Origin of the sequence: Bacillus sp. UNC69MF, from assembly GCF_000746035.1 — a bacterium.
GTDB lineage: Bacteria > Bacillota > Bacilli > Bacillales > Bacillaceae > Bacillus > Bacillus velezensis.
Genome location: NZ_JQKM01000017.1, coordinates 28933 through 55481, shown reverse-complemented (window position 1 = coordinate 55481; position 26549 = coordinate 28933). Strand labels below are relative to the sequence as shown.

The following is a 26549-nucleotide window of genomic DNA, read 5'->3' as shown; positions in this document are numbered from 1 at the left end:
ACAACCATCCGGTATTAGCCCCGGTTTCCCGGAGTTATCCCAGTCTTACAGGCAGGTTACCCACGTGTTACTCACCCGTCCGCCGCTAACATCAGGGAGCAAGCTCCCATCTGTCCGCTCGACTTGCATGTATTAGGCACGCCGCCAGCGTTCGTCCTGAGCCAGGATCAAACTCTCCGATAAAGTAGTTTGACTGACTACGCACATCGCTGTGCGATTTATTTAAAACTTTGAATTAACAGGTACGTTTTGTCTTGTTTAGTTTTCAAAGATCATTTTGTCTTTCGTTCAAGCGACTTTATTATTATATCTTATCAATCTCTTGAAGTCAACAACTTTTTAAATTTCTTTTTTTCGTCAGCGCCTTGTTTAGCGGCAACGAATAATAATATACCACCTCGCAAATAATAGTGCAATAGTTTTTCAAAAGAAAATCAAAAAAGTTTTATGAGCGGCTTGTTTCTAAAAAAGCGCCGTACTGCGATAAGCAGAAACGGCGCCTTCCCTTTTATTAGCGTTGTCTCATTTGAGGGAATAATAAAACGTCTCTGATAGACGGAGCATTTGTTAACAGCATGACAAGGCGGTCGATACCGATACCCAATCCCCCGGTCGGCGGCATGCCGTATTCAAGAGCTTCAACGAAGTCTTCATCCATCATATGCGCTTCATCGTTTCCTTCTTCTCTTTCTTTTAATTGCGCTTCAAAGCGTTCCCTCTGGTCAATAGGGTCATTCAGCTCCGTAAACGCATTAGCGTGCTCACGGCCGACGATAAACAGCTCAAAACGGTCTGTAAAGCGAGGGTCCTCCGGATTTTTCTTAGCAAGAGGAGAAATCTCTACAGGGTGGCCGTAAATAAATGTAGGCTGAATGAGTGTTTCTTCAATTTTTTGTTCGAAGAATTCATTGATGATATGACCCACCGTCATTGAGTTTGTGATCTCGATACCATGCTCTTTTGCATGACCGCGCGCTTCTTCAACAGTCATCTCATTCCAGAAATCTACACCTGTCGCTTCTTTGACTGCATCTACCATGTGGAGTCGTTTCCATTCAGGTTTCAGATCAATCTGCTCTTCGCCGTACTGGATTGTGGTGCTTCCAAGCACTTCCTGCGCAATATGTGCAACGAGGTTTTCCGTAAGGCTCATAATATCTTTATAATCGGCGTACGCTTCATACAGCTCGATCATCGTGAATTCAGGGTTATGGCGTGTAGAAACACCTTCATTACGGAACACACGGCCGATTTCGTAGACTTTTTCCAATCCGCCGACAATCAGGCGTTTTAGGTGCAGTTCAATCGCAATACGCATATAAAGAGGCATGTCGAGTGCGTTATGGTGCGTGATGAACGGGCGTGCAGACGCTCCTCCCGGTATGCTGTGCATCGTAGGTGTTTCAACTTCTAAGTATCCATGGTCATCTAAGTATCTTCTCATCGCTTGGATGATTTTGCTGCGTGTGATAAACGTTTGTTTGCTGTCAGGGTTTACGATGAGATCGAGATAGCGCTGGCGGTAACGCTGTTCAACGTCTTTTAACCCATGATATTTATCAGGAAGAGGACGCAGTGCTTTTGTCAGCAGTTCGAAAGATGTCGCTTTGACAGAAAGCTCGCCTACGTTTGTTTTGAAAACTTTCCCCGTGATGCCGATAACGTCTCCGAGGTCTGAAGATTTAAAGATTTCATATTGTTCTTCGCCGACACTGTCTTTTCTTACGTAAATTTGAATTTGACCTTCTAAGTCCTGCAGATGCGCAAAGCCGGCTTTCCCTTTTCCGCGCTTTGTCATCATACGGCCTGCAATGGTCACTTCGATCGCTTTTTCTTCCAGTTCTTCTTTAGAAAGCTCCTGGTAGGCGTCAATGATCTGTTGAGATTGATGCGTTCTCTCGAAACGTTCGCCGAAAGGGTCAATGCCGTTTTCTCTCAGCTGGTTCATTTTATCTCGTCTGACTTGCAGCTGGTCGTTCAATTCCTCATGATTTTGCTCTTCTTGACTCATTGGTATCACTCCGTTACATTTTGATTTCACGAAAAAGCAGAAAAACTGCCAGCGGTAAGCTGGCAGTGAGCAGCAATAGAGGGTGTATATTAACCTACTTTTGCATCTTGAAGCTCTTTTGCCTCTGCTTCGGCGGTAAATGCATCTAAAAGCTGCACAACTTCTTCACGCGTCTCACATTGGTTAATTTCGTTGCGTACATTCGCATTGCCTCTGACACCTTTCAGGTACCAGGCAGCGTGTTTTCTCATTTCTCTGACTGCCACATTTTCGCCTTTTAACTTAATCAGGCGGTCTAAGTGCAGTTTGCATACCGACATTTTTTCACGGACTTTCGGTTCGTCTTTTAACTCGCCGGTTTCAAGGTAGTGCACCGTACGGTAAATCATCCACGGGTTGCCGAGTGCGGCCCGGCCGATCATGACGCCGTCAACTCCTGTTTCCTCAAGCATGCGTTTCGCGTCCTGAGGCGTTTTGACATCACCGTTTCCGATGACGGGAATGGAGACGGATTGCTTCACTTCTTTAATGATATCCCAGTTCGCAGTGCCTTCATACATTTGCACTCTTGTGCGGCCGTGCAGGGCAACGGCTTTTCCGCCGGCACGTTCAACGGCTTGGGCATTTTTCACCGCATAAATGTGCTCTTCATCCCAGCCCATTCTCATCTTCACTGTAACCGGCTTATCAACAGCATCTACTACTGCGGATACCATTTCATAAATCTTATCGGGATCGAGAAGCCATTTGGCGCCCGCATCACATTTTGTAATCTTGGGTACGGGACATCCCATGTTAATATCAATAATATCAGCAGTTGTGTTTTGATCTACAAACTTCGCCGCTTCCACAAGGGTTTCCTTTTTTCCTCCAAAAATCTGAAGGCTGAGCGGTTTTTCACGTTCATCAATGTAAAGCATCCCCATTGTTCTGGCGTTATTGTAAAGAATCGCTTTGTCACTGACCATTTCAGCGCATACCAATCCGGCTCCGAATTCCTTTACAGTCAATCTGAACGCTGAGTTGCAGACACCGGCCATAGGCGCAAGCACAACCCGGTTTTTCAATTGAATATCACCGATTTTAAACATTTTTCCCCTCCTTTCATTTGTCTATTTTTCAGGCGGGGCCAATTCGTCCGCACTTATATTTAAAACATCTGCCGCATCTTGAATGATGGCATCTGACGGCAATCGGTTTCCGCGTTCAATTTCACCGACAATAGAAACTGATATACCTAATGCTTTTGCAAATCCTTCTTGAGTATAACCTTTCAGCTTTCTGAATGCACGAATTCGCCTACCCCAGATTTCTGCTTCCATACTCTTACACCTTCTTGGTTTGTTTCAGCGCTTATCGTGATATGATCCGCCTGCGGGCATATTTCTTTTAACGGCGCAAGGACAAATAAGCGCTCATACATTCTCGGATGCGGAACAATCAGCCGCTCTGTTTCAATATTTTCACGATTATACAGCAAAATGTCAAGGTCTGCCGTCCGCGGTCCCCAGCGAATCTCTCTCGTTCTGCCTAATTCAGCTTCAATGCTCTGCGTTACATCAAGAAGTTCAAAAGGAGATAACGACGTTTTCACTTCAACCGCCATATTAAGAAACTGATCTTGATCCTCATAGCCGACGGGATCTGTTTCATATATGGAGGACACCTTTGACACCGTCACGCCATGATGCCGGCTGAGCATGGCCACTGCCTGACGCAAATAATGTTCACGGTCGCCCATATTGGAGCCGAGGCCGATATATGCCGTATTGTTCATGATTTCTTTCTCGTCATTTCTATGGCTACTGATTTATAATGGCCGGGAATCGGCGGGTCAGGCTTAACAACCTTTACCGTACATTGCTGCACCGGCTCAAATTTCTCAAGGACGGTGTCTGCGATCCGTTCCGCAAGGGTCTCGACCAAATTAACGGGCTCGCCCTCAACGATGCCGCGGCAGACACTGTACAATTCCGCATAGTTAATGGTATAAGAAAGGTCATCCGTTTGTCCCGCTTTGCTCAAATCCAGTTCGGCAGTCAGGTCTACTTTGAAGCGCTGGCCGAGTTTGTTTTCTTCTTCGAACACGCCGTGATATCCGTAAAACTCCATACCTTCCACATATACTTTATCCATAATGTACGCCTCCTTTGTTCAACATAGCATCCATCATCTTCGTCATTCTTGCGATCTCTTTGACATCGTGCACCCTCACAATGTCGCAGCCTTTTTGGACGCCAAGGCATACTGTCGCTCCCGTTCCCTCGGCACGTTCTTCAGGGGGAAGGTCAAGCACACGGCCGATGAACCTTTTTCTCGATGTCGCCAGAAGCAGCGGATAACCTAACCCGCTGAACACCTCCAGCTTGTTCATGACAGCCAGATTGTCCTCATAGTTTTTCGCAAAGCCGATCCCCGGATCCAGAATCATATTTTCATCTGTGACGCCGGCTTCCGCGGCAATTTTTACGCTTTCCATCAAGTCTGCAAGCATATCAGGAATAAGATCGTTGTAGTTTCTTTCCATGCGGTTATGCATTAAGATAATCGGAACCCCGTGTGCGGCGGCTACTGACGCCATGTCAGGATCACCTTTCGCCCCCCAGATGTCATTAAGGATAGAGGCTCCCGCTTTGACCGCTTCGTCTGCCACGGACGCTTTGTACGTATCGATTGAAAGCGGAATGTCCAGCTCGCTTGTGATCCGCTCTATGACGGGGATGACTCGTGACATTTCCTCATCAGCCGACACGAGTGATGCGCCGGGTCTTGTCGATTCGCCGCCGATATCTATGATATGCGCCCCTTCTTCAGCCATCTTCGCCGCATGCAGAAGCGCCCTTTCCGTACTGTCGTATTTACCGCCGTCAGAGAAGGAGTCTGGCGTTACATTTAATATCCCCATAACGAGCGTCTTCTCTTTATAGGACAGAGCGCCTTTTTTTGTATGAATCAGTTTAGGCTGTTCAATTGTTTGCTGCGCCATTTTGTTCCTCCTCCTGTACATTCATTTTGTTTATTTCCTGCTGATACTGATTACGGAGCAATTGCACCGTTTTTCCGCTCACTCCGGGCAGCGGCACTTCCTCTATTTTAGAAAACGGGATGATTTCAAGCACGGAGTTTGTCAACCATGCTTCATCCGCTTCAAGCATTGATTGAAAACGGAATCGGCCTTCGGTGACTTCTGTCCCCTGCCGTTTCAATTCATCAATGACAAACTGTCTCGTTACACCATCGAGAATTCCCGTATCCAAGGATGGCGTAAAGACCTTGTCTCCTTTTCGCCAAAACACGTTGGAGACAATGCCTTCCGCGACATCTCCTTCTCCGGTCAGGAAAATGCCTTCAAAATTGGGATCATTCCCGATCTCCCGTTTAGCATACATGTTGTTTAAATAGTGATGGGATTTTAACCGAAAAGTTCCTTCAGGCGTATTTCTCCTGATAGAGAGAAGCCTGCCTTCTTTTTGAACAGGCAGAGTTTCCGGATTGAGCCGGTTGACGAAACAAAGGACGGTCGGCTTTTCATAAGTCTGCGCGGCAAATCCCTTATCGCTGACGCCTGCCGAGATGTTAAGCCGGACACGTGCGCTGCCGTCCTTGATCTCATTGAGGAGCAACAGTCTCCGAAGCATATCAAGCAGCTCCTGTTTGTTCACCTCATATGCAATCTGCAGATCCCGAAGCGCCCTGTTGAGCCTGGCGACATGCGCATCCGGCAGAAACGGCCGGCCGCTGTAAAGCCTGAACGTCTCGAACGCGCCGATCCCGTACAGATAACCATGGTCAAAAGGAGAAAGCGCCGCTTCTTTCTCCTCTATATATTGACCATTCAAATATATAATCACACCGTCACTTCCTTTTTGCGGTGTGTCTCTATAAAGTTTCTGAGCATCTCTTTGCCGAAGGAGGTCATGATGGATTCCGGATGGAACTGAACACCTTCAACAGGCAGCTCATTATGGCGGATTGCCATAATTTCTCCTTCTTTGGTTTGAGCGGATACCGTAAAACAATCCGGCAGCGTGTCCGCTTTGACAATAAGTGAATGGTACCGGGTGGCGACAAGCGGATTTTGCAGGCCTTTAAAAATCGTCTGTCCGTCATGCATAACTTCTGACGTTTTGCCGTGCATGAGCCGCTCCGCTCTGACGACGTCGCCGCCGAATACTTGCGCAATCGACTGATGTCCGAGACATACGCCGAAAATAGGAATACTGCCGGCAAAATGTTTGATCGCTTCGAGGCTGATCCCCGCTTCATCAGGACTGCACGGCCCGGGTGAAATCATTAAGAAGTCCGGACCCAGCTCTTCAATCTGCTCAATCGTAATCTCGTCATTCCGTCTGACGATCAGTTCCTCCCCGAGCTCACCCAAATATTGAACCAAGTTGTACGTAAATGAATCATAATTGTCAATCATTAAAATCATCTCTGCTCACCTCGTCTGATTTTTTGTCTCTTCTTCGCTCAGCTCTAACGCCTTTTTCATCGCAAAAGCTTTTTTGAACGATTCCTTGTATTCATGCTTCGGAACCGAATCAATGACCACTCCTGCTCCGGACTGCATGAAAGCATGTCCGCCGGCTGCATAGATCGTCCGGATCACAATGTTAAACTGCAAATCTCCGTTGAATCCGAACCAGCCTATAGATCCAGTATAAAGCCCCCGTCTTGTCGGCTCAAGCTCTTCTATAATTTCCATCGTTCTCACTTTGGGCGCTCCCGTGATGGTGCCCCCCGGGAAAACCGCATGAATAATGTCTGTCGCGTCATATCCGTCCTGCAGTTCCCCCTGTACGTTTGACACGATATGCATGACGTGGGAATACTTTTCGATTGCCATAAATTCGTTAACCCGCACGGAGCCGTAGCGCGATACGCGCCCGAGGTCATTGCGCTCAAGATCAACAAGCATGACATGTTCCGCACGTTCTTTTTCGTTGTGAATTAATTCATCAGCCAAAGCCTTGTCTTCAGCATCGTCTTTTCCTCTTGAACGCGTACCCGCGATCGGTCTCGTTTCAAGCTTCTTCCCCTTCTTTGTCACCAATAGCTCCGGCGACCCGCATATCACTTGAAACCCCGGTGTCTCGAGATAGGCCATGTAAGGAGACGGATTGACGTTTCTCAAGTGTTTATACACCTCATACGGATGAACGGATAAGGACTGAGACTGCCTGATGGACAAATTAACCTGGAACACATCGCCGCTCGCGATATATTGTTTAATTTGTTCTACAGCCTGTGAAAATCCTTCCTCGGTGAACGGAGCGGCGTACGATCCGTCCCCATTCCGATTCAGCGGTGAAAAAGGCTCGTCCGCCGTTTGGAGGGAACACCACATGTCCTCTAAGCGGGACAGCTTTTCTTCCGCAAGATCCGCTTCTTCCGCTTCAGTATGGGTAATGAGCCATAACGCCTCTTCCTCATGGTCATAAACGGCCACATCATCAAAAACAAGAAAGTAAATATCAGGTGTTTCCAGATCATCTAACGACAGCATCTTAAAATTCTCAATATATCGGGCGTAGTCGTAACTGATAAAACCAATCGCACCGCCCTGAAAGTCCGGAAACTCAACGTTTGTTTCCGTTCCGAGCGTTCCAAACCATTCATGAAAGGCCCGCAGCGGGTCACCTTCTTTAAACAGTGTTTCCCCCTCATGCTTGATCGTTGTAATTCCGTCTTTCCCTCTGACGGACGCAATCGGATCTAGACCGGCTATACTGAATCTTCCCCCTCTCGCGCTTTCGAGCAGAACATGCCGTTTTCTCGATTTCGAAAGGTTTTCATATCGCTGTAAAAATGCTTGTTTCGTAAAAGGTATTTTTCTTCCTGCCGGTCTGCGTTGTGCCATCATATCAATCCTCTGCTTCGTTTTACTGTAGTTTTATTTTAAAGCAATCACACTGGTGAAAAAAGTGAATTTCACTTCCAACCATAAAATTCGAAACGTTTTTTGGATTTTCGATGCTTCAGGCACAAAAAAAACTCCCGGATACAGCCGGGAGCCGTGTGTATGTCTCTATTCAAACTGATAAAGCGGTGTGCTTAAGTAACGTTCTCCGTTACTAGGGATGATCGCAAGCACTTTCTTGCCTTTCCCCAATTTTTTCGCGATTTCCAGTGCCGCGTAAATGGCCGCTCCGGAAGAAATGCCGCCGAGAATCCCTTCTTCTTTTGCCGTTTTACGGGCATATTCAAATGCATCCTCGTTTTTGACGGGAATGATCTGATCATAGATGTCCGTATTCAATGTTTCAGGGACAAATCCCGCTCCGATACCCTGAATTTTATGCGGGCCCGGTTTTCCGCCGGAAAGAACTGGAGAATCCGCCGGCTCTACCGCATAGATTTTGATGGATGGATATGCTTCTTTCAGCACTTCGCCCGCTCCCGTGATGGTTCCGCCGGTACCGATTCCGGCCACGAACGCATCAAGCTGGTCGTCACCAAACTGTTCTACGATTTCTTTCCCTGTCGTTTGGCGGTGAATTTCCGGGTTTGCCGCATTGTTGAATTGCTGAGGCACAAAGTATCCGTGTTCCTCGGCAAGTTCTTCCGCCTTTTTAATGGCGCCCTTCATTCCTTCTGCGCCGGGAGTCAGCACAAGCTCCGCTCCGTATGCGCGCAGCAGATTGCGTCGCTCCATACTCATTGTATCAGGCATAACGAGAATGGCTCTGAGACCTTTAGCCGCTGCCACCATCGCAAGACCGATTCCTGTATTTCCGCTTGTCGGTTCAATGATTGTGTCGCCGGCTTTTAATTTTCCTTCTTTTTCAGCCGCTTCAATCATCGCCACTCCGATCCGGTCTTTTACGCTGCTGCCCGGATTCATGTATTCAAGCTTCAGATATACATCTGCACTGTTTTCATCCGTCAGGCGATTCAATTTCACAATAGGAGTATTTCCGATTAGTTCAGTAATAGAATTTGCAATACGCACCATGTTGGACACCTCAATTTCCGACTAAATTTATTGGTATTATAAATATAAGTTATCAATTTCAAAATTTTTTGTCAATCATTTAGTTCTTTTTTCCCCGTAGAACCAAGAGACCCCCGCCTCTTTCCACAGCGTTTTGACTGTCGCCTTGTCACCTAATTGATCCATCGCGATCTGGCGTCTGATTTGGCTCTTCACTTCATTGTATGAGAAAGTTCTCGATTTAAGCTTTTCTTTCAGCTGAATGACGGCGTATCCTGAAGAAACTTTAATCGGTTCAGCGGACCATTTATCTTCTTTAAGATTTTTAGCTTCTGTGATATATGCCTGCGGGATATTTTCCTGGTTTTCTGTCACAAAGCCGAGGTCTCCGCCATACTGAGACGTGTATCTGTCCGTGGAACGCTCAGCGGCGACGGCTTCAAAGCTGGAACCGCCTTTCAAATCAGCAAGCACCCTGTCCGCCTCATCTTTGTTTTTGACGACAATGTGCCGGATTCTGTAGGAATCATCGAAATGGTACAATTCTTTATTTTTATTATAAAATGATTGCATTTCCTTATCCGATATATCGATGTCCTTCGTCAGCAGTTCTTCAAGAAGAATGTTGTAGCGGATCTGGTCTCTCCATTCTTTTTCGGTAATATGGCTGTCTTCATAAAATGAATTATCTACCGCTTTGATTAAAAGAAACTCCCGATCCAATTCGCTGTTTGAAACTGTGAGTTTATTCTTTTTCGCAAGCTCTTCCACTACTTGTGCATTAATCATGTCTTCCAGAGTTGATTTTCCGTACTGGTCTTCCATCTTTTTCATCCAGTCTTGCCGTGTGATATGTTTATCACCGATTGTCGCGATGGATTCTTCAGATGACCCCGCGGCTTGGGATTTTGTTAACTTATACGCCACTGTCACACTGCATACTAACAGCGCCGCTACAATAATCGTCAAAAGTGTTCTCGATTTCAAAATCTACCCCATCCCTTTTATAAAATAGAACAACCCGCTAAAGAGCTAGCGGGTTGTTTCGTCACGAAGCTCTTCCAGTTCTTCTTTTGTAAATAAATATTTCTCATTACAAAAATGGCAAACCGCTTCGGCTTTTCCGTCTTCTTCTATCATATCTTGTATTTCTTTTTTGCCTAGTCCTAAAATGGCCGTTTCGAATCGATCTTTTGAACAAGAACAGTGAAATTTGACCGGCATTGTTTCGAGAACGTCCGGTTTTTGACCTAGAACTTCTTCTAAGATTTCTTCCGGTGTCAGGCCTTTTTGAATCAATTTTGAAATTGGTTCGATTTGAGATAATTGCTTTTCAATTGTTGAAATGGTTTCTTCATCAGTCCCCGGAAGAAGCTGAATGATGAACCCGCCCGCAGCGAGAATGGTGTTATCAGGATTTACTAGAACACCTACGCCGACAGATGAAGGGACTTGTTCAGAAGAAACAAGATAATATGTGAAGTCGTCACCGAGTTCACCCGAGACAATCTCTACTTGTCCCGTAAAATAATCACGTAAGCCCAAATCTTTTACGACACTGAGTGTTCCGTCAGTTCCGACCGCCCGTCTGACATCCAGTTTCCCTTGTTCATTGAGATCAAAATGAACGTGCGGGTTTGATACGTATGCTCTTACCTCACCCTTTGCGTTCGCATCTGCGACAATGGCTCCGATCGGGCCGCCGCCTTCTATTTTGACTGTCAGCTTATCTTCACCCTTAAGCATCGCTCCTAGCATCAGAGAAGCTGTCATCGTCCGGCCGATTGCGGCTGATGCCGTCGGCCACGTGTCATGCCTTCTTTGCGCTTCATTAACCATATCTGTCGTTCTGGCTGCATAAGCCCGCACTTTACCGTCATATGCAATTGCTTTAATTAAATAATCCATCGTTTACCTCCTATACGTGACCCACGCGATTTCGCTCATAAATGATTTCCAACCCTTTCAGAGTGAGAAACGGGTCAACAATATCAATACAGTCTGATTCGTTTGCGATTAATGACGCAAGCCCGCCTGTCGCAATGACTTTCGGTTCCTGTGTTGCCTGCCATTTCATCCGCTTTACAATGCCTTCAACTTGTCCGACATAGCCGAAAAGGATGCCGGACTGCATGGCGCTTACCGTGTTTTTGCCGATGATATTGTCCGGTCGGGCGATTTCAATTCTCGGAAGCTTCGCCGCACGTGAGTACAGCGCTTCCGTTGAAATCGTAATGCCGGGAGCAATCGCGCCGCCCATGTATTGTTTGTTTTCATCAATGTAGCAATACGTCGTCGCCGTTCCGAAATCAACAACAATTAAGGGGCCTCCATACTGCTGGATCGCCGCAACGGCATTGACGATCCTGTCAGCTCCCACTTCTTTCGGATTGTCATACTTTATATTTAAACCTGTTTTCATTCCCGGGCCGACAACTTGCGGCTCGATGTGAAAGTATTTTGTGCACATTCTTTCTAAAGAAAACATAATTGGCGGCACCACGGATGAGATGATAATCCCTTCAATCTGTTCAAACATGAGTCCGGAATGTTCAAATAAGGAGCGGAGCAGCATGCCGAATTCGTCTTCTGTTTTGTGCCTGCTCGTTTCTATGCGCCAATGATATTCTAATTCCCCATCATGATATACACCAATCACGGTGTTGGTGTTCCCCACATCTATAACCAGTAACAACCTCTATCACCACTTTTGAATAGTTTCTAATCATAACATTTTCAACATTCTACAATACCATACACGATCTGCGGCTCTTTTGTAAACAAAACGGAACCAGTAAAAAAACCGCCGGTATATGCCGGCGGTTTTCATATCAGAAAGCGAGCTATTCTTTCGGCTCGTCTTTCTTTTCGTCTTCTGTTTTAGACAGGATGTTTACTTTCACATCATCTTTTTGAAGATGGTCATCTGAGAAATTGCGCTCAGGGAGTTTTCCGTGATCCACGAGATGCTTGATTTGTTCCGCATCTAATGTTTCCACATCAAGCAATGTCTGAGCAATCAATTCAAGCTTATCGCGATTTTCAGTCAGGATGGTTTTCGCACGCTCATAACATTCTTTAATGATGCGCTGAATTTCCTGATCGATTTCGTAAGCGATCTGATCACTGTAGTTTTGCTCGTTGTTGAAATCCCGGCCCAGGAATACTTGACCGCCTTGAGATTGACCGAACTGAAGCGGTCCGAGTTTTTCAGACATACCGAACTCTGTCACCATTCTTCTGGCAATGTTCGTTGCCCGCTGGAAGTCATTGTGAGCGCCCGTGCTGACTTCGCCGAAGATAATTTCCTCGGCAACGCGTCCGCCCAGAAGACCGACAATTTTATCGAGAAGTTCAGGTTTTGTCTGGAAGTAACGGTCTTCTCTCGGAAGCATGACCGCGTATCCGCCAGCCTGCCCCCTCGGAACGATCGTTACTTTATGAACCATATCGGCTTCATCCAGCACAAGTCCGATAACGGTGTGACCGCCCTCGTGGTACGCCACGATATTGCGTTCTTTTTTCGAGATGACGCGGCTCTTCTTCGCAGGACCCGCAATGACACGGTCCGTTGCTTCATCAATGTCGCGCATATCAATTTTCTTCTTGTTTTGACGGGCAGCAACGAGTGCCGCTTCGTTAAGAAGGTTTTCTAAATCTGCGCCTGAGAAACCGGGTGTTCTTGAAGCGATTGCTTTTAAGTTCACCGTTTCATCAAGCGGTTTGTTTCTCGCATGGACCTGTAATACGGCTTCACGGCCGATGACATCCGGACGGTCTACCGTAATCTGACGGTCAAAACGTCCCGGACGAAGCAATGCAGGGTCAAGAATGTCCGCACGGTTTGTCGCAGCGATAATAATGATTCCTTCATTCGCACTGAAACCGTCCATCTCAACAAGCAGCTGGTTCAGCGTCTGTTCGCGTTCATCATGCCCGCCGCCAAGACCTGCGCCGCGCTGACGTCCCACCGCGTCGATCTCATCAATGAAGATCAGACAAGGCGCATTCTTTTTCGCATTTTCGAATAAATCACGCACACGGGAAGCACCGACACCGACAAACATTTCAACGAAGTCAGATCCGCTGATGCTGAAGAAAGGAACGCCCGCTTCACCGGCTGAGGCTCTCGCAAGCAGCGTCTTACCGGTTCCCGGAGGTCCGACCAACAGCACGCCTTTAGGGATTCTGGCGCCAAGCTCGGCGAATTTGCGAGGATCTTTCAGAAACTCAACAACCTCAACAAGCTCCTGCTTCTCCTCATCCGCGCCGGCTACATCTTTAAACTTCACGCGTTTCTTTTCTTCCGTATACAGCTTCGCTTTGCTCTTTCCGAAGTTCATGACACGGCTGCCGCCGCCCTGAGCCTGATTGAGCAGGAAGAAAAACAGAATAAAGATGATGACAAACGGAATGATCGTCGTTAAGAACGTCACCCACCCGCTTGTTTCCTGTGCGGGATCAACTTTTACGTCCGTCTTTTTAATTGCATCAAATATCTGGTCTGCTCCTTTTCCTTCAGGAACATGTGTTAAAAAGTACTGGTCTTTGTCGTATTTTTTCAGCTGTCCTTTTACCTCATAAACACCTCTGACAGGCTGAACCGATACGCTATCAACTTTCCCTTCATCGAGGTTCTTGATAAACGTACTGTACGACATATTTTCTGTCTTCGGGTTTGAAGTCTGGAAGTAACTCACAACCCCGATTACTACTAATAAAATAAGTAAATAAAAAATGGTATTACGGAAGACCCGATTCATTCCTTACCTCCTCCCACAGTAAGCACAACTATGTTCAATAGTACCATAGAAAATCATTCCAATACAACCGATAACCATCTCGGAAGCAGGCAGCCGATCAGCTTTCATAAATCGCCGGTTTTAATACTCCGATGTAAGGCAGATTGCGATAGCGTTCGGCATAATCAAGTCCGTAACCCACAACAAACGCGTCAGGAACTTCAAAGCCTACGAAGTCTGCTTTAATGTCCGCTTTTCTTCCGCTTGGTTTATCCAACAGGGTAACAATCTTAATTGATTTCGCTTTACGATATCGGAAGAGTTCTACGAGATAGCTCAAGGTTAACCCACTGTCGATAATATCTTCAATGATTAAGATGTCCCGGCCTTCTACAGATGTATCCAAATCTTTGATGATTTTGACTTCTCCGGAAGAAACCGTGGAATTTCCGTAGCTTGATACATCCATGAAGTCCATTTCCAAATATGTATCAATATGCTTTATAAGATCAGCCATAAAAGGAAGCGCTCCCTTTAACACACCGATTGCCAACGGAAACGTGTCGCTGTACTCGCTTGTTAATTGTTCTCCAAGCTGTTTTACTTTCTGCTGGATCTCATCTTCTGAGATCAGCACTTTTTCGATATCCTGTTTCATGTTAATGCTTGCCCCCTACACTTTTCATGCTGTCTATATTGTAATACAATGCGGTCACTGTTTGAAATCACAAGATCGTCAAAGATGGATTTTTTCAAGCCAGGCAGCCAGATAATTTCACCGCTCGCATCCGTTACAATCGGCCATTCGTCCCGATCCCACAGAGGCAGTTTATGATCAATAAATATATCTTTCACCTTTTTCGAGCCATTCATCCCTTTAAGTTTGATCCGGTCGCCGATTTTTCTCGTCCGGATTGTTAAAGGAAATTGCACCTTGTTTCTGCTTGTCATAAAAACAGCATTCCCATTTTTGATATGAGGGTCAGCCTGATCGGCCACCTCTATCATAAAGCCGTTGGGGAGAACAGCAGTCTCGCCTTCCGCTCCTTGCAGCTGCAGCTCAAAGGGAACTTTTTCACATTGCCATTGTTCAAATGTAAACAAACATGTCTGATATGATTTGACCACCTTCAGCCCTTTCGGAAAATCAAGCACTCCCGAGGCGCTTCCATTTTCCGCCCATTCGAGAAACTGCTGTATGTGGCGGGCGGAAAACGACGATGGAACGTTTTCATAAAGATAGTTTAATATTAGTTGAACTCCTCTTCTTTGTAAAGGTATCGGAAGGGCAAGCAATTGAGAGGAATTGACTTCAACCGATGTGTCAGACTTGCTTGTAATAACCTTATTCATTCGTTCTTTCGTTAATGACTGCAGGTATTGTTCGTCTTCTGTCAGTGCTTCACTCACCTTTTGAAACATTTTATGAACGTCAGGTGATTCATGTTTTAAAAAAGGAAGCACGGTCTTTCTGAATCTGTTTCTTGTATAATCGTCTTTTGCATTGCTCTCATCCGTTCTGTAGCTGAGCCCTTCTTGACGGCAGTATTCAAGGATTTCATCCTTTGCCGCATAGAGGAAAGGCCTGATCAGCCAGCCGGATGCAAATTCGCGGACGGGCTGCATTCCCGCAAGCCCTGCCCCGAGCGTACCTTTCGCAAGCCTCATGAGCATTGTCTCAACCTGGTCATCGCCGTGATGAGCCAGCGCCAAAAACTTCGCTTGGTGTTTTGTCATCAGATCTTCGAAAAACTGATATCTGCAATCACGCGCGGCAGCCTGCTTGTTCAGCTTATTCTTCTTTGCGTATGCAGAAACATCAATCTGTACCGTTTCGCAGAGGATATGTTCCGCTTCGCAATATGACTGCACAAACTTCATATCTTCTTCAGATTCAGGACCCCTGAACTGATGGTCGACATGCGCCGCTATGATAACGGAAGAATGCCCGAAGTGCTTATTCAGCATACTGAGAAGCGCCATTGAATCAGGGCCTCCGGAGACCCCGGCAATAATCGTTTCTCCCTCCGCCTGAAGATGATATGTTTTGAAAAAATCTTCCACGCTTTTCACAATGTCCCCCTCACAATGAGCAGGTTTTTTAAAGATATACATATCCTATCACTTTCATTCCCTCCAAGCAAAGAAGAAGCATGAGCGCAGGCGTCCGGCCGGCACTAGATGAGAAAAAAGACGATGTAAGCGAAATAAAGGGCGAGAACGCTGATTAAAATAAGTGTTGTTTCAAACAAACCATTGTGCTTTGCGGGTTTTTGTTTAGGTTTATACCGCGTTTGAGATACAGTGCCCTGCCGCGGTTTTGATTGCGGCGGCTTAGGCTTGACGGCGGCTTTCCTTTTGCTCCCGGCACTCTGCCCCGCCGTCAGGATGTCATGCTTCATGGCTTCCGCAGACGGATATTGGCCGTTTAAAGCAGAAAACAGAACCTTCTTATACTTATTCAGAAACGGGTGGCCTTCAATGATAGAACGAAGCTGTTCTTTCGGCTGTCCTGACTTTTTGCACTCTTTCTTCTGGACACAGTGGATCATGATCATTGCGACAGCAAACAGGTCATAGGATGGTTCTGCTTTTCTTGTTCCATACCCCCAATAGCCCCTGTCGTAAAACTCCGTATACTCTTTAATCGCGCGGCCCTGTTTTGTCGTTCCCCCTACATCAATGCAGCGAATGGCAGCCGGTGGTCCGGTTACAATGAGATTGTCCGGTTTGAGGTCGCCAAAAACCCACCCTTGCTGATGAAGGACTGACAGGCTGGAAAGAAGCTGCACCATCAGCACCGGAATCCACTCCGCTCCCTTACTGCTGATATATTGCGGAAGAAGCGGCCCTTCTATGTACTCCATCACGTAAAAAGAGACATTTTTATTCAGCTGCGGAATAAACGCGTCGTCCGCATCAAAAAAAGAAGGCCCCATCGTTTGCGACCGGGCCTTTGAAAAGGATTTTAAGACATTCACTTCAGAGGTAACAGACATGCTGTCGCTGCTTATTTTCAAAGCGACCTGTCCGCCTGATGCTTCTGCCAGATATACAATACCGTTAGCCCCTTTTCCAAGCTGTTTGAGCAATCTGTAGGATTTGCCGTTCCATTTGCCCTGAATTGCCGTCCCCGGTGCCAGACTACATGCCAAACTCGTTAAAGCGTCGTTCATCATCAGCCAACATGCTCCTTCTTGAGCGGATTCTCTCAAACTGCTGCGTCGCTTCCCGGATAGCGGGGCCCGTAGGGGTGATACCGCCGGTCGACAGCTTCGCAAAGAGTGCAGAAAGGGATTCAAGCTTCGGCGTCCAATTCAGCACAAGCTCAACTTCCTGGCTTTTCCCGGGAAATATACACATTGCAAATTCATTTTGCCCGGCCCGGGAATTTAAACTGATGGAAAGATCGATCAGCGCTTCTTTCACCGTCGGCAGTTTCGGCGCCATACTCGCACTCGTATCAACCAGCACAAGCACTTGCAGATGAACCGTTTCGCCGAGTTCATCAACCACTTCCATCACTTCGCCGCGTTTTTCAGGAGAAAGCTCTTCCATTTCAACGTTTTTCCCTAAGATTTGTTTAAGCTCTTGATTGACGACACCTTGCAGCGTCTGGGTCATTGCTTTTTTCGTCACCATTTGAACCGTCTGAGACAATTGTGACGCATACACAACTTGATGGACGCCGCCTCCGGCCATGGCGATGCCTTCAACTTCCTTCATTGCCTCTTGGTCAATCGCGTTTTCTTCCATAATTCCTATAACATTCACCGTAATCCCCTGCTCCTTGGCGAAAGCCGCCATTGCGATCGGGTCTTCACCATGATTGGAGCAGCCATCTGTAATCAGCAGAACTTGATTTAAATGTCCCTTATTCACATACATTCCTCCCGGTGATACGATTAGTCCCATCTTCGCCAGAAGGAAAGTGATTTATACGAATGGATTAAGAAATCTCCTTTTTATTTTGGAAAACCGCCGGCACCGGTATGGAAGCCCATTTCGGCGTGTTGTGGTCAATCCGGACAACAACCACTGTCATATCGTCTTCGATTTGGCCGGAACGCGTTCTGATGACCTCTTCCATTAATATATCAGCGATTTCTTGCGGGTCTTCGGTTTTCAGCCCTTTCATTTTCCGTTTCATCCACAGGTCGTGGTTTTCAACGTGCTTCGGCCCTTCAAAAATACCGTCACTCATCATGACGAGCAGATCCCCCGCTTTTAACTGCTCACTTACAACCTCCACATCAAATTCATTGATGATGCCGATCGGCAGATTGCTGGCCTGCACTTTCATGACTTGATCTCCCCGCTTGATAAAACTCGGCGTTGAACCAACCTTCAAGAATTTGCAGCTTGCATCCTGAAGATCAATGATAGAAAGATCGAGAGTTGAGTAGATTTCGTCTGTCGTCCGTAAAGACAGAATACTGTTGATCGTTTTTATCGCTATTTTTTCATCAATACCTGATTCGAGAATTTTTTCGAGCAGCTTAATCGTTTCATTGCTCTCATAATGGGCCCTCGCCCCATTGCCCATGCCGTCACTGATCGCGGCCGCATATTTTCTCGCCCCCAGTTCCATCATGCTGTAGCTGTCGCCGGAGACAAGGCCGCCGCCTTTTGCCGCATGAGCCGCGCCTGTCGATACCCGGTACGACTTGGTCGAACCGAACGCAACATGGCTGTAGCCATTCGGATGAGTCGAGTGCTGTTCGCTTTTGACAAGTATCTGCTCCTCAAGAATGTCAGACAGCATCGGGGCGATAATTTTCTCACTCTCGCCGTGTCCTCCGCTGAACGGGATTGTCATTTCGATATCAATATTGCCCTGCTCCAAGCTGTATATCTCGACATGCTGAATCTCGATTCCGAAATGCTGAAGCGCCTCTATCATTTGTTCTTCCTGAATAAAATGCTGCTCCCTCTCCCGTTTTATTTCCCGAGAAAAGTCCGCCATGACCTCAGAAACCCCCAACAGCTGCTCGGCAACAAGCCTTCTGCTGTCCTGAACTTTTCTCTTCAGTGTCAGATGGGCGTGATGGTGGGCAAGTTCGTCCTCAATCAGCTCTTCCACCTGTCTGGATTTGGAACAGTGCTGTTGAAACTCCTTTTTTAATCTGCGGTTTGAGGCATACTGTTTTTCTTCTGTTTCATGCATAACTTGTTTCATTAAGTCATATGTTTTATCAAAGTTTTGAACCCAGCATTTGCTTTTCTTATAGCAGGATTGGCACGAATGCTCCGTGATTTTGCTTAAAAAGAGATCCACTTCCCCTTCTTCCGCCTGCTCATCGGAAGACGTCTGATGAAAGGTGGCGAAGCTCTCCGACAAGGCATGAAACACATTGGAGAACTGGTCTACTTTCTGGGCGGTGACATCTCTGATTTTCCTCGCGTACTGCTGCTGTTCCTGACTGTGCTCAGCAGTGCCCGGTATGTATCGCGCCACCTTTTTCGTAATCGATTGAGGCGTAATCAAAAACAAAACAACGGCAATCAAAGATTCATAAAGAGTGGTCATTAATCCGGCAGACCCTTCTCCATATAATGAAATCAGCAGTGAGCCGATCACTAATCCGACTGCGGCTCCGGCTTTCTTTCCTTCTTTCAGCAGCCCGCCAAGAAGCCCGGAAAACGCAAGCAGACTCATTTGATAGAGGTTCCCGATATTCGCAAGCCCGAGGATCAGTCCGGTCACAACACCGACCGTACAGCCGATGCTTGCCCCGCCGACAAAGGAAAAACTCAGCACGACATAGCGGGCCAGGATATGTTCAGCCTGCATTCCCTGAAATGAAACACCGGCAAGCCCGGTTAAAACGGATGCGATCAAGATCATAAAACAGATGATTTCTTCTATTTTTAACGATTGCTTCACTTTTTTGATCGTGAAGATCGGCAGGCTTTGCAAAAAGATCAGCGTCAATATAAAGGCCAGGCCCGCCTCGACAACAGCCATCACATAATCATAGGTGGTAAAAGCGCCGCTTTCAAAATAAACAAATCCGATTCTCGCGGCAGCCATAGAGAAAAACACCACGATCGGCAGCATTTTCACCCGGTCCTGCACGATATATGTACCGATTTTTGAAAATAGAGTGAAGACGGCCAAAGCTGTGAGAATCAATAAAGAGTGTTTCGGCGAAATGGTTAAAGCGCCCGCAAGTAAAGACAGACAAGCATAGAAGGCTTTATCTCTTCTGATCAAAAGCATCGCTCCGAAAAACGGCAGCGCAAACGGAAGAACCTCAGATAATATGAAAGCCCGTCCAAGTAAAAAACCGATCACGACATAAATGAAACCCTTATAGAAAAAAAGTGAATGCGCTTGATGGACTGTAAGCTTTGCCGCCTTTTCAAAAAACGATTGCAGTTTTTCCAGAGCTTGTCCCGCCATCGGCCCGTTCACTCTTCTTTCCGCTTTTTCCATTGCTCTCATCCCCCACCTGTTTTATTCGTTGCTTGTCATTATAAATGAAAGCCCAGATAGGATTTTGTCAAAAGAAGGTAACAATTCCAAAGAACTCTTCGACGCTTTCTCCCTTGTTCCCCTTTCCTTTCGTATTTCCTCCGACATTTCTCAAAAAGTTGTCTAAATATGAAAAAATCGGCTTCTGCAACAGAAGCCGATTCGCTTGATGACCCGTACGGGATTCGAACCCGTGTTACCGCCGTGAAAGGGCGGTGTCTTAACCGCTTGACCAACGGGCCATATATATGGTAGCGGCGGAGGGGATCGAACCCCCGACCTCACGGGTATGAACCGTACGCTCTAGCCAGCTGAGCTACACCGCCATATAGGTGCTTATAAGCACAAGTTATATAATACAAAGGTTTCTTCATTCCGTCAACAGAAACTTTAAAGTTTTAATTTTCTGACTATATGGGTGAATACAAAAAAAGCACCCGCTGGGATAGACGGATGCTCCATGTATTTATAGAAAGCAGCAAGTTATCCTCTTCTTGCTCCGCGCCCTCCACGTTTTGATTCCGTGTTTCGTTTTAAAGATGATAAGCGGTCTTCGCTATCTTTAAGAAACTTGTTCATTTTCTGTTCAAAAGATTCTTTCGGACGGAAATCATTTCTAGGTCTGGCTTGCGGACGGTCTTTAGCTTTTTTAATTGATAAACCAATTTTCCCGTCTTTTTCAACGTTGATGACTTTCACTTCAACTTGATCGCCGACTTTTAAATGCTCGTTAATGTCTTTAACATAATTATCGGCTACCTCACTGATATGAACGAGACCGGTTGAGCCTCCAGGCAATTCAACAAATGCTCCGAAATTTGTAATACCTGTTATTTTCCCTTGCAACTTGCTGCCAACTTCAATCGACATAAAAAAAGTGCTCCTCCTTAGGCTTATAAAAAGATCGTTTGTTTAATTATACCTAAATAAAAATTTAAGTGTCAACAAGGCTACTTGCTCTTCTTTTCTACATTGAAGAGAATCTCACCATTTCCTGACATAAACAAGTCTCTTCTGGCAAGCTCTGTGACGTAATCCTCATCCTTTAATTTGGAAATTTCATCTTTTAAATCAGCCTGTTTCGCGTTCAATTCTTTCACTTGTTTTTCCAGCTGAGCTTTCTTTTCTTCGTTTGCGCTAAGGGAAGAGGTCTGTGACCACAGAGAACCCGCTAAGACAATAGCCGTCAACAACACAAGGGCGCCGAATACGATCAACCGTCTGAAAAGCCCTTTCCGCCTTCTTTTCATAAGCTGGGATTGCCGTTCAACCTGCTCTTTATAGTCGTTTTGGATTTCAGTTATTGTACGTTCTCTAGATAGATTCAAACCAGACGGTCCTCCTTTCACCTTTTCAAAATACGTATCATGGTCGATCTGATTGTTATGATTAGTTTCTTGCTCTTTTGTAAAAATCCTGCACTTTTTTGAAAATATCGTTTGAAAGTAAGACGCCACTTTTCAGGAAGAAGTTTCAATAATTGTTTCAACAGGAAGAACAGCGGATACAGCAAAAACGTTACGATCTTAAAAAGACACTTCGCAAAAAAGGCACTCACCCGATAGGAGTATAAAGAAGCAACCGTGATCAGCCCGATGAGCAGCTTAAAGAGCAGAAGCACCGGACGGAACAGCACGTGCTGAATGAGCTTTTTTGCGAATTGGTAAAGAGACACCGCAAGATGAATGGCAAATTTCAGTATTTTTATATACATTCGTTTAAACAGGCTTTGGTACGTCGCAATCCCCAGTAAGACAGCCAAGAAAATGTATACCCTGAGTTCTCCTTCATTCACGTTGAGCAGCACATAGAAAAACAGCAGACCTTGTACAATCCAAAAGAGAATGTCATGAATGAATAACAGCCATCTGGCCGTTTTGGCGCGGCTGACAAACAGCCTGTATGTATCAAGCGACGCTCCGAGCCAGGCGCCCATACCGGTCATTGCCAGCATCGTATAAAATTGGGTGGTCAGCGTCATTTAAACAACTTGCTAAAAAACCCTTTAGCTTTATCCCCTTGCTGCTCGTCTAAATATACAAGGTCAAACACCCTGCCTTTTATAGATACAATCCCTTTTTCCACATCAAGGTTTTTCATCTGCAGGTTCTCGCCTCTGACGGAAAGCATTCCCATAACCGTTTCCAGCAAAAACTCTTCGTTGTCAAAACTTTCTACATGCTTGACGCCCGAAATGTCTAAATGCTTTCTCCCTTTCATCGTTACATCATGCTGTTCCGGAACAGAAGAAGAACCTTTTTGCTCATAATATGAATTCATCTATTCAGCCCCCATATCCTCGATACTTTTAGCATTATTACTGCATTGTATGAGACGGGAGCCTTGTTTAGAACAAGCCTATTCGCCGAGTTTTTCTTCCTTGACGATTGTATACATGCCCGCGGCTTCTTCTTTTTTCGTTGTTTCTTTCAATTCGTTTACCTTCACGGTGACAAGTTTCTGGCCGAAGCGGACCGTCAGTTCATCACCGGCTTTTACGTCTGAGCTGGCTTTCGCCTGATTCCCGTTAACGGTGATTCTCCCTTGATCGGCGACCTCTTTCGCCAATGTGCGGCGTTTAATTAATCTGGATACTTTTAAAAACTTATCAAGTCTCATATCAGAATCTCCTCTCCATTTCTTTTGCTTCATCCCACAATTTGTCCATTTCCTCAAGTGACATTGCGGTCAATTCAAGTCCCTTTGCCGCCGCTTCTTTCTCAATATAAGCAAAGCGTCTGCGGAATTTGTCATTTGTCATGGCGAGCGCTTCCTCAGGCTCAATTTTATAGTATCGGCCGATATTGACCAATGCAAATAAAACATCGCCGAATTCAGCTTTTAAGCTGATTTCATCTGCTGATTCGGCGGAAGCCTCTGCAGAAAATTCCTTCAGCTCTTCATTTACTTTATCCCATATATCCTGAACGTCATCCCAGTCAAAGCCGGTTTTTGCGGCTTTTTTCTGAAGCTTGGCCGCTTTTGCAAGAGAAGGCAGTGTTTTCGGCACGGCATCCAGCAATGAAGAGGATGTTGTTTGCTTTTCCGCCTTTTTGATTTCTTCCCAGTTGGCGACGACATCATGTTCATCCTGAACCTTAACATCCTTAAACACATGCGGGTGCCGTCTGACCATCTTCGCACTGATGTCTCTGATGACATCATCAATTGAGAAATACCCCTCGTCTTCTCCGATCTGGGCGTGCAGCATAACCTGAAGCATGACGTCCCCGAGTTCTTCTATCATGTGATCCGTGTCCTCTTCGTCAATGGCCTCAAGCAGTTCGTAGCATTCCTCAATCATATATTTCTTTAATGACTGGTGTGTCTGCTTTTGATCCCACGGACAGCCGTTCGGCCCGCGAAGCTCGCGAATAATACTTCGGAATGCAGAAAATTCCTGGTAAAGGAGTTCTTCTTTTTTAATCGGCGGAACATACACGCTTGTTAAGTTATTTATTTCTACATTGCGGTCAAGCTCAAACAAAGGCACCTTGGTCATCTTTTCTCCCTTGCTTCCGGCTGCCGTGACGATGACCACTTCATAGTCGTCAGGCAATTTCTCCATAAGCGTCAGCTTGACCTCAGAGGCCGTCATTTGGTCATAAACCTGGCAAATGATCAGGTGATGGCGGAGTTCGAGCTCATCCGGCGTCATTGTTTGCGCATCCGTAAATTGAAACCCTTCAATCGGATCAATTCGCAATGCATTAAAAGTGGCATCCAAAAAGCTTTGCCCTCCGGCAGTATGAACAGCTACCTGTTGTTCTTCCCGGCGTTCAAATAACAGCTGAACGGTTTTCTCAGCGACAAACGGATGCCCGGGCACAGCGTAGACGACATCCTCTTGCTTCGCTTTTTCAAACAGAATGTCCGCGATCTCTTCATAGACCGCTTCAAACTGATCATGTTTTTCATAAATATCATCAAAATACCGGATGTCCACTTCCGTCTCTTGCTCTAATTCCGGAATCAAAGGGTGGTCTTTCGTTCTTATATATAAATGCTTCGCCTGAGTCAGCAGCTTATGTACGCCCACTGTCAACTGATCCATGTCTCCGGCGCCGAGGCCGACGACCGTAATGTTACCTGCCATGTTTTTCTCTCCTCTTTTTCAATTTGCTTAAAGCACTGCCGAAAGGAAGGCCGCTCAGCTCTTCGTCCGTGAAAATCTTCATTCTTATCATACAATAAATAAACAATAGCCCTCCGATGACTGACGCAGACAGACTCTCACATACAGCTCCGGCCCTGCTGACGGGAACAAATAACTGCCATAGCTTCATATATACGAGCAGAAAGAAGACCATCAGCAGACTGCACCAGCACAGACGGGCAATCACGCCGCCGATATTCGTCAGCCAGCCCTTCGACCAAATTCTCCGGAGATTCAGGCACGCAACTGCGGCAAATGCCAAGACGGTCGCCAGTGCCGCTCCTCTAATACCCCAGCCGGGGACCAGCCAAACATTCAGCACCCATTTCAGCGCCCCTCCCGCCAAAACGGATACGGCGGGGAAAACGGTATGTCCCGCTCCTTGCAGAATCGCGGCTGCTGTAAGCGCAATCGAGGCAAAAAAGATAGATAAGCTGAATATTTGTAAGGTCTGCGTCCCCTCACTGTTTTGGAAAAGCATGATATTCACCGGCTCTAAAATGCAAAAAAGCCCGGCTGATGCACCGATCCCTACCGCAAGGCAGAGCTTGACGGCTGATGTCGCTTTCTCTTTTATGATAAACGGCTTATTCTCATGCACCGCTTTTGAAATTGAAGGAACCAATGACGCGGCGATACTGACGGCAAACACGGTTCCCAGCTGAAGGAGCGGCTGTCCGCGGTCATATATGCCTTTCAGCTGTTTCGCGGCATGGCTCTCCGTCCCGTCTGAAAGCAGTGAATATAAGTTTAAGGCGTCTACAAGCTGAATCAAAAGCATGAGTACACTGCTGATACAGATGGTGACTGAATAAAGCAGCAGCTTTTTTACAATGACGGCCGTTGCGATATGTCCGCCGTCTTTCTTGGTTTCTTCCCGCTTATACCAGAAAACAGCCAATACACAAAGGGCTGCCAAGCTTCCGGCAATTGATCCCGAGGCCGCCCCCGCACCAGCGGCGTATAATGAACGGCCGCTTTTCAAAAGCCAGAAGGATAAACCGAGAAGCACCGCCACGCGAAGAAGCTGTTCCGTAATCTGGGATAAGGCTGACGGCATCATATCATGCACGCCTTGGAAATACCCCCGGAAAACCGCCGTAAACGGAAACAGTATGAAAGCGAACGCCGCGACCCTTATCAGCATCACAAGGCGGGCGTCACCCATAAAACCGGCCAACGGCGCCGCACCGGCATACATGAGCGCAAACAGAACAAGTCCGGCCGCCGTGACATAAAGGGCGGAAATTTTCATTATTTTTTGTTTATGATCGCTATAATCGTTCATTAATTTTGAGATGATAACCGGAAAACCGGATGTTGACAGCATGACCGCGATCCCTAAAAACGGATACACCTGCTGATAAATGTAAAATCCGACGTCACCGACAATATTCTGAAAAGGAACCCTGTACACGGCGCTTAATATCTTCGTCACGATACCCGCAACGACGAGCACAAAAGCACCTTTCCATGCCGATTGCCGCTTGGCGCCAACTGAATCGTTCATCCAAAAGCTCCTTCCAGCCGCTAGAAAATTACGTCTATAAAACGAGCTTATTATATCACAATCCTAACGGCCGAACCGATAGAGAGCACATATGAATATGAAAAAGAACAGCACTTGTATAAGAGCTGCTCTTTCTCCGTTTTCTTATTTCAATAATGGTAATAAGACCTACTGCTCCATTTGTCTCGCCAAAAAACTGGCTGCCGTTTCTACCGCTTTATGTTCTACTTCTCCAAGTGCCTGTTCCTTGGAAAAGATGACCACGGCACCGATAGGATCGCCATTTGCCACGATCGGAGCTATTGTATAGGAGCTCATATCTTCATCAATGTCATTAACAAGCTGCGCGGACTTCACGTCGTTTTCTACCACTGAGCTGCGCTGATCCATCGTTTTTTCGAGCAAATCGCTGATGGCTTTGTTCAGAAATTCTTTTTTCGAACTGCCTGAAACGGCAATATACGCGTCACGGTCGCAAATCAAGACGGAATGGCCGAGACTGTCATACAAAGCATCTGCATATTCCTTCGCAAAATCGCCAAGCTCACTGATAGGAGAATATTTTTTCAATATAACTTCTCCGTCGCGGTCAACGAATATTTCAAGCGGGTCTCCTTCCCTGATTCGCAGTGTTCTCCGAATTTCTTTAGGAATGACGACCCGTCCTAGATCATCAATACGACGTACGATACCTGTAGCTTTCATCTCTCTGGTG

The 26549-nt window shown here is 46.3% G+C and carries 27 protein-coding genes, 2 tRNA genes and 1 rRNA gene; all 30 read right to left on the bottom strand.

Annotation, left to right across the window (positions count from 1 at the left end; all coding sequences use genetic code 11):
• Positions 1 to 183, bottom strand: a 16S ribosomal RNA gene (locus tag BR62_RS0111480); the annotation flags it as partial.
• A 328-nt stretch (positions 184 to 511) separates the two neighbouring features.
• Complete coding sequence (gene lysS, locus BR62_RS0111475) at positions 512 to 2011, bottom strand: lysine--tRNA ligase (protein WP_014416740.1); 1500 nt, start codon at positions 2009 to 2011, stop codon at positions 512 to 514.
• 89 nt (positions 2012 to 2100) lie between these two features.
• The gene (gene dusB, locus BR62_RS0111470; RefSeq protein WP_007409948.1) at positions 2101 to 3102 is read right to left on the bottom strand and encodes a tRNA dihydrouridine synthase DusB; all 1002 of its coding nucleotides are present in this window, start codon (positions 3100 to 3102) and stop codon (positions 2101 to 2103) included.
• A gap of 21 nt (positions 3103 to 3123) precedes the next feature.
• Entirely contained in the window at positions 3124 to 3333 is a 210-nt protein-coding gene (locus BR62_RS0111465; protein ID WP_003150668.1) for a helix-turn-helix domain-containing protein, read from the bottom strand.
• The gene (gene folK / locus BR62_RS0111460; RefSeq protein ID WP_007409947.1) at positions 3285 to 3788 is read right to left on the bottom strand and encodes a 2-amino-4-hydroxy-6-hydroxymethyldihydropteridine diphosphokinase; all 504 of its coding nucleotides are present in this window, start codon (positions 3786 to 3788) and stop codon (positions 3285 to 3287) included. Before folK ends, BR62_RS0111465 begins: the two co-directional genes overlap by 49 nt.
• Positions 3785 to 4147 (bottom strand): dihydroneopterin aldolase, encoded by a 363-nt coding sequence (gene folB / locus BR62_RS0111455; protein ID WP_014416738.1) that lies wholly within the window; start codon positions 4145 to 4147, stop codon positions 3785 to 3787. The genes folK and folB overlap by 4 nt, the downstream gene beginning before the upstream one ends.
• Positions 4140 to 4997 (bottom strand): dihydropteroate synthase, encoded by an 858-nt coding sequence (gene folP, locus BR62_RS0111450; protein WP_007409946.1) that lies wholly within the window; start codon positions 4995 to 4997, stop codon positions 4140 to 4142. The genes folB and folP overlap by 8 nt, the downstream gene beginning before the upstream one ends.
• Complete coding sequence (pabC, locus tag BR62_RS0111445) at positions 4978 to 5862, bottom strand: aminodeoxychorismate lyase (protein WP_032870891.1); 885 nt, start codon at positions 5860 to 5862, stop codon at positions 4978 to 4980. Before pabC ends, folP begins: the two co-directional genes overlap by 20 nt.
• A complete protein-coding gene (gene pabA, locus BR62_RS0111440) occupies positions 5859 to 6446 on the bottom strand; it encodes an aminodeoxychorismate/anthranilate synthase component II (protein ID WP_007409944.1) in 588 nt (195 codons plus the stop codon). The genes pabC and pabA overlap by 4 nt, the downstream gene beginning before the upstream one ends.
• 6 nt (positions 6447 to 6452) lie before the next feature.
• Complete coding sequence (gene pabB, locus BR62_RS0111435) at positions 6453 to 7874, bottom strand: aminodeoxychorismate synthase, component I (RefSeq protein ID WP_032870894.1); 1422 nt, start codon at positions 7872 to 7874, stop codon at positions 6453 to 6455.
• A 168-nt stretch (positions 7875 to 8042) separates the two neighbouring features.
• The gene (gene cysK, locus BR62_RS0111430; RefSeq protein ID WP_007615206.1) at positions 8043 to 8969 is read right to left on the bottom strand and encodes a cysteine synthase A; all 927 of its coding nucleotides are present in this window, start codon (positions 8967 to 8969) and stop codon (positions 8043 to 8045) included.
• A gap of 75 nt (positions 8970 to 9044) precedes the next feature.
• The gene (locus BR62_RS0111425) at positions 9045 to 9935 is read right to left on the bottom strand and encodes a peptidyl-prolyl cis-trans isomerase (protein ID WP_032870888.1); all 891 of its coding nucleotides are present in this window, start codon (positions 9933 to 9935) and stop codon (positions 9045 to 9047) included.
• A 45-nt stretch (positions 9936 to 9980) separates the two neighbouring features.
• Positions 9981 to 10856: an Hsp33 family molecular chaperone HslO gene (gene hslO, locus BR62_RS0111420; RefSeq protein WP_004264606.1), complete on the bottom strand. Its 876-nt coding sequence runs from the start codon at positions 10854 to 10856 to the stop codon at positions 9981 to 9983.
• A 10-nt stretch (positions 10857 to 10866) separates the two neighbouring features.
• The gene (locus BR62_RS0111415) at positions 10867 to 11643 is read right to left on the bottom strand and encodes a type III pantothenate kinase (RefSeq protein WP_007409940.1); all 777 of its coding nucleotides are present in this window, start codon (positions 11641 to 11643) and stop codon (positions 10867 to 10869) included.
• A gap of 148 nt (positions 11644 to 11791) precedes the next feature.
• Entirely contained in the window at positions 11792 to 13711 is a 1920-nt protein-coding gene (ftsH, locus tag BR62_RS0111410) for an ATP-dependent zinc metalloprotease FtsH (RefSeq protein WP_004264608.1), read from the bottom strand.
• A gap of 97 nt (positions 13712 to 13808) precedes the next feature.
• A complete protein-coding gene (hpt, locus tag BR62_RS0111405) occupies positions 13809 to 14348 on the bottom strand; it encodes a hypoxanthine phosphoribosyltransferase (protein ID WP_004264611.1) in 540 nt (179 codons plus the stop codon).
• Positions 14345 to 15763, bottom strand: a complete 1419-nt coding sequence (gene tilS, locus BR62_RS0111400) for a tRNA lysidine(34) synthetase TilS (protein ID WP_032870885.1) — start codon at positions 15761 to 15763, stop codon at positions 14345 to 14347. The genes hpt and tilS overlap by 4 nt, the downstream gene beginning before the upstream one ends.
• Before the next feature lie 104 nt (positions 15764 to 15867).
• Complete coding sequence (locus tag BR62_RS0111395) at positions 15868 to 16869, bottom strand: protein kinase domain-containing protein (protein ID WP_020955212.1); 1002 nt, start codon at positions 16867 to 16869, stop codon at positions 15868 to 15870.
• Positions 16835 to 17572: a vWA domain-containing protein gene (locus tag BR62_RS0111390; protein ID WP_004264624.1), complete on the bottom strand. Its 738-nt coding sequence runs from the start codon at positions 17570 to 17572 to the stop codon at positions 16835 to 16837. Before BR62_RS0111390 ends, BR62_RS0111395 begins: the two co-directional genes overlap by 35 nt.
• Positions 17573 to 17639: 67 nt before the next feature.
• The gene (gene spoIIE / locus BR62_RS0111385; protein WP_007409936.1) at positions 17640 to 20129 is read right to left on the bottom strand and encodes a stage II sporulation protein E; all 2490 of its coding nucleotides are present in this window, start codon (positions 20127 to 20129) and stop codon (positions 17640 to 17642) included.
• 209 nt (positions 20130 to 20338) lie between these two features.
• Positions 20339 to 20410: transfer RNA gene (locus BR62_RS0111380), tRNA-Glu, on the bottom strand.
• 7 nt (positions 20411 to 20417) lie between these two features.
• Positions 20418 to 20494 (bottom strand) — tRNA-Met (locus BR62_RS0111375).
• A 157-nt stretch (positions 20495 to 20651) separates the two neighbouring features.
• The gene (locus tag BR62_RS0111370; protein WP_004264630.1) at positions 20652 to 21038 is read right to left on the bottom strand and encodes a S1 domain-containing RNA-binding protein; all 387 of its coding nucleotides are present in this window, start codon (positions 21036 to 21038) and stop codon (positions 20652 to 20654) included.
• Between the two features lie 80 nt (positions 21039 to 21118).
• The gene (divIC, locus tag BR62_RS0111365) at positions 21119 to 21496 is read right to left on the bottom strand and encodes a cell division protein DivIC (protein WP_004264632.1); all 378 of its coding nucleotides are present in this window, start codon (positions 21494 to 21496) and stop codon (positions 21119 to 21121) included.
• 17 nt (positions 21497 to 21513) lie between these two features.
• Complete coding sequence (yabQ, locus tag BR62_RS0111360; RefSeq protein WP_032870882.1) at positions 21514 to 22149, bottom strand: spore cortex biosynthesis protein YabQ; 636 nt, start codon at positions 22147 to 22149, stop codon at positions 21514 to 21516.
• On the bottom strand, positions 22146 to 22448 hold the full coding sequence (gene yabP, locus BR62_RS0111355; RefSeq protein ID WP_004264638.1) for a sporulation protein YabP: 303 nt from the start codon (positions 22446 to 22448) through the stop codon (positions 22146 to 22148). Before yabP ends, yabQ begins: the two co-directional genes overlap by 4 nt.
• 78 nt (positions 22449 to 22526) lie before the next feature.
• Entirely contained in the window at positions 22527 to 22787 is a 261-nt protein-coding gene (locus BR62_RS0111350) for an RNA-binding S4 domain-containing protein (protein WP_007409934.1), read from the bottom strand.
• A gap of 1 nt (position 22788) precedes the next feature.
• A complete protein-coding gene (mazG, locus tag BR62_RS0111345) occupies positions 22789 to 24264 on the bottom strand; it encodes a bifunctional methyltransferase/pyrophosphohydrolase YabN (RefSeq protein WP_032870880.1) in 1476 nt (491 codons plus the stop codon).
• Entirely contained in the window at positions 24254 to 25834 is a 1581-nt protein-coding gene (locus BR62_RS0111340; RefSeq protein ID WP_007409932.1) for a putative polysaccharide biosynthesis protein, read from the bottom strand. The genes mazG and BR62_RS0111340 overlap by 11 nt, the downstream gene beginning before the upstream one ends.
• A gap of 168 nt (positions 25835 to 26002) precedes the next feature.
• Positions 26003 to 26539: a stage V sporulation protein T gene (gene spoVT / locus BR62_RS0111335; RefSeq protein WP_004264646.1), complete on the bottom strand. Its 537-nt coding sequence runs from the start codon at positions 26537 to 26539 to the stop codon at positions 26003 to 26005.
• Positions 26540 to 26549 lie beyond the last annotated feature (10 nt).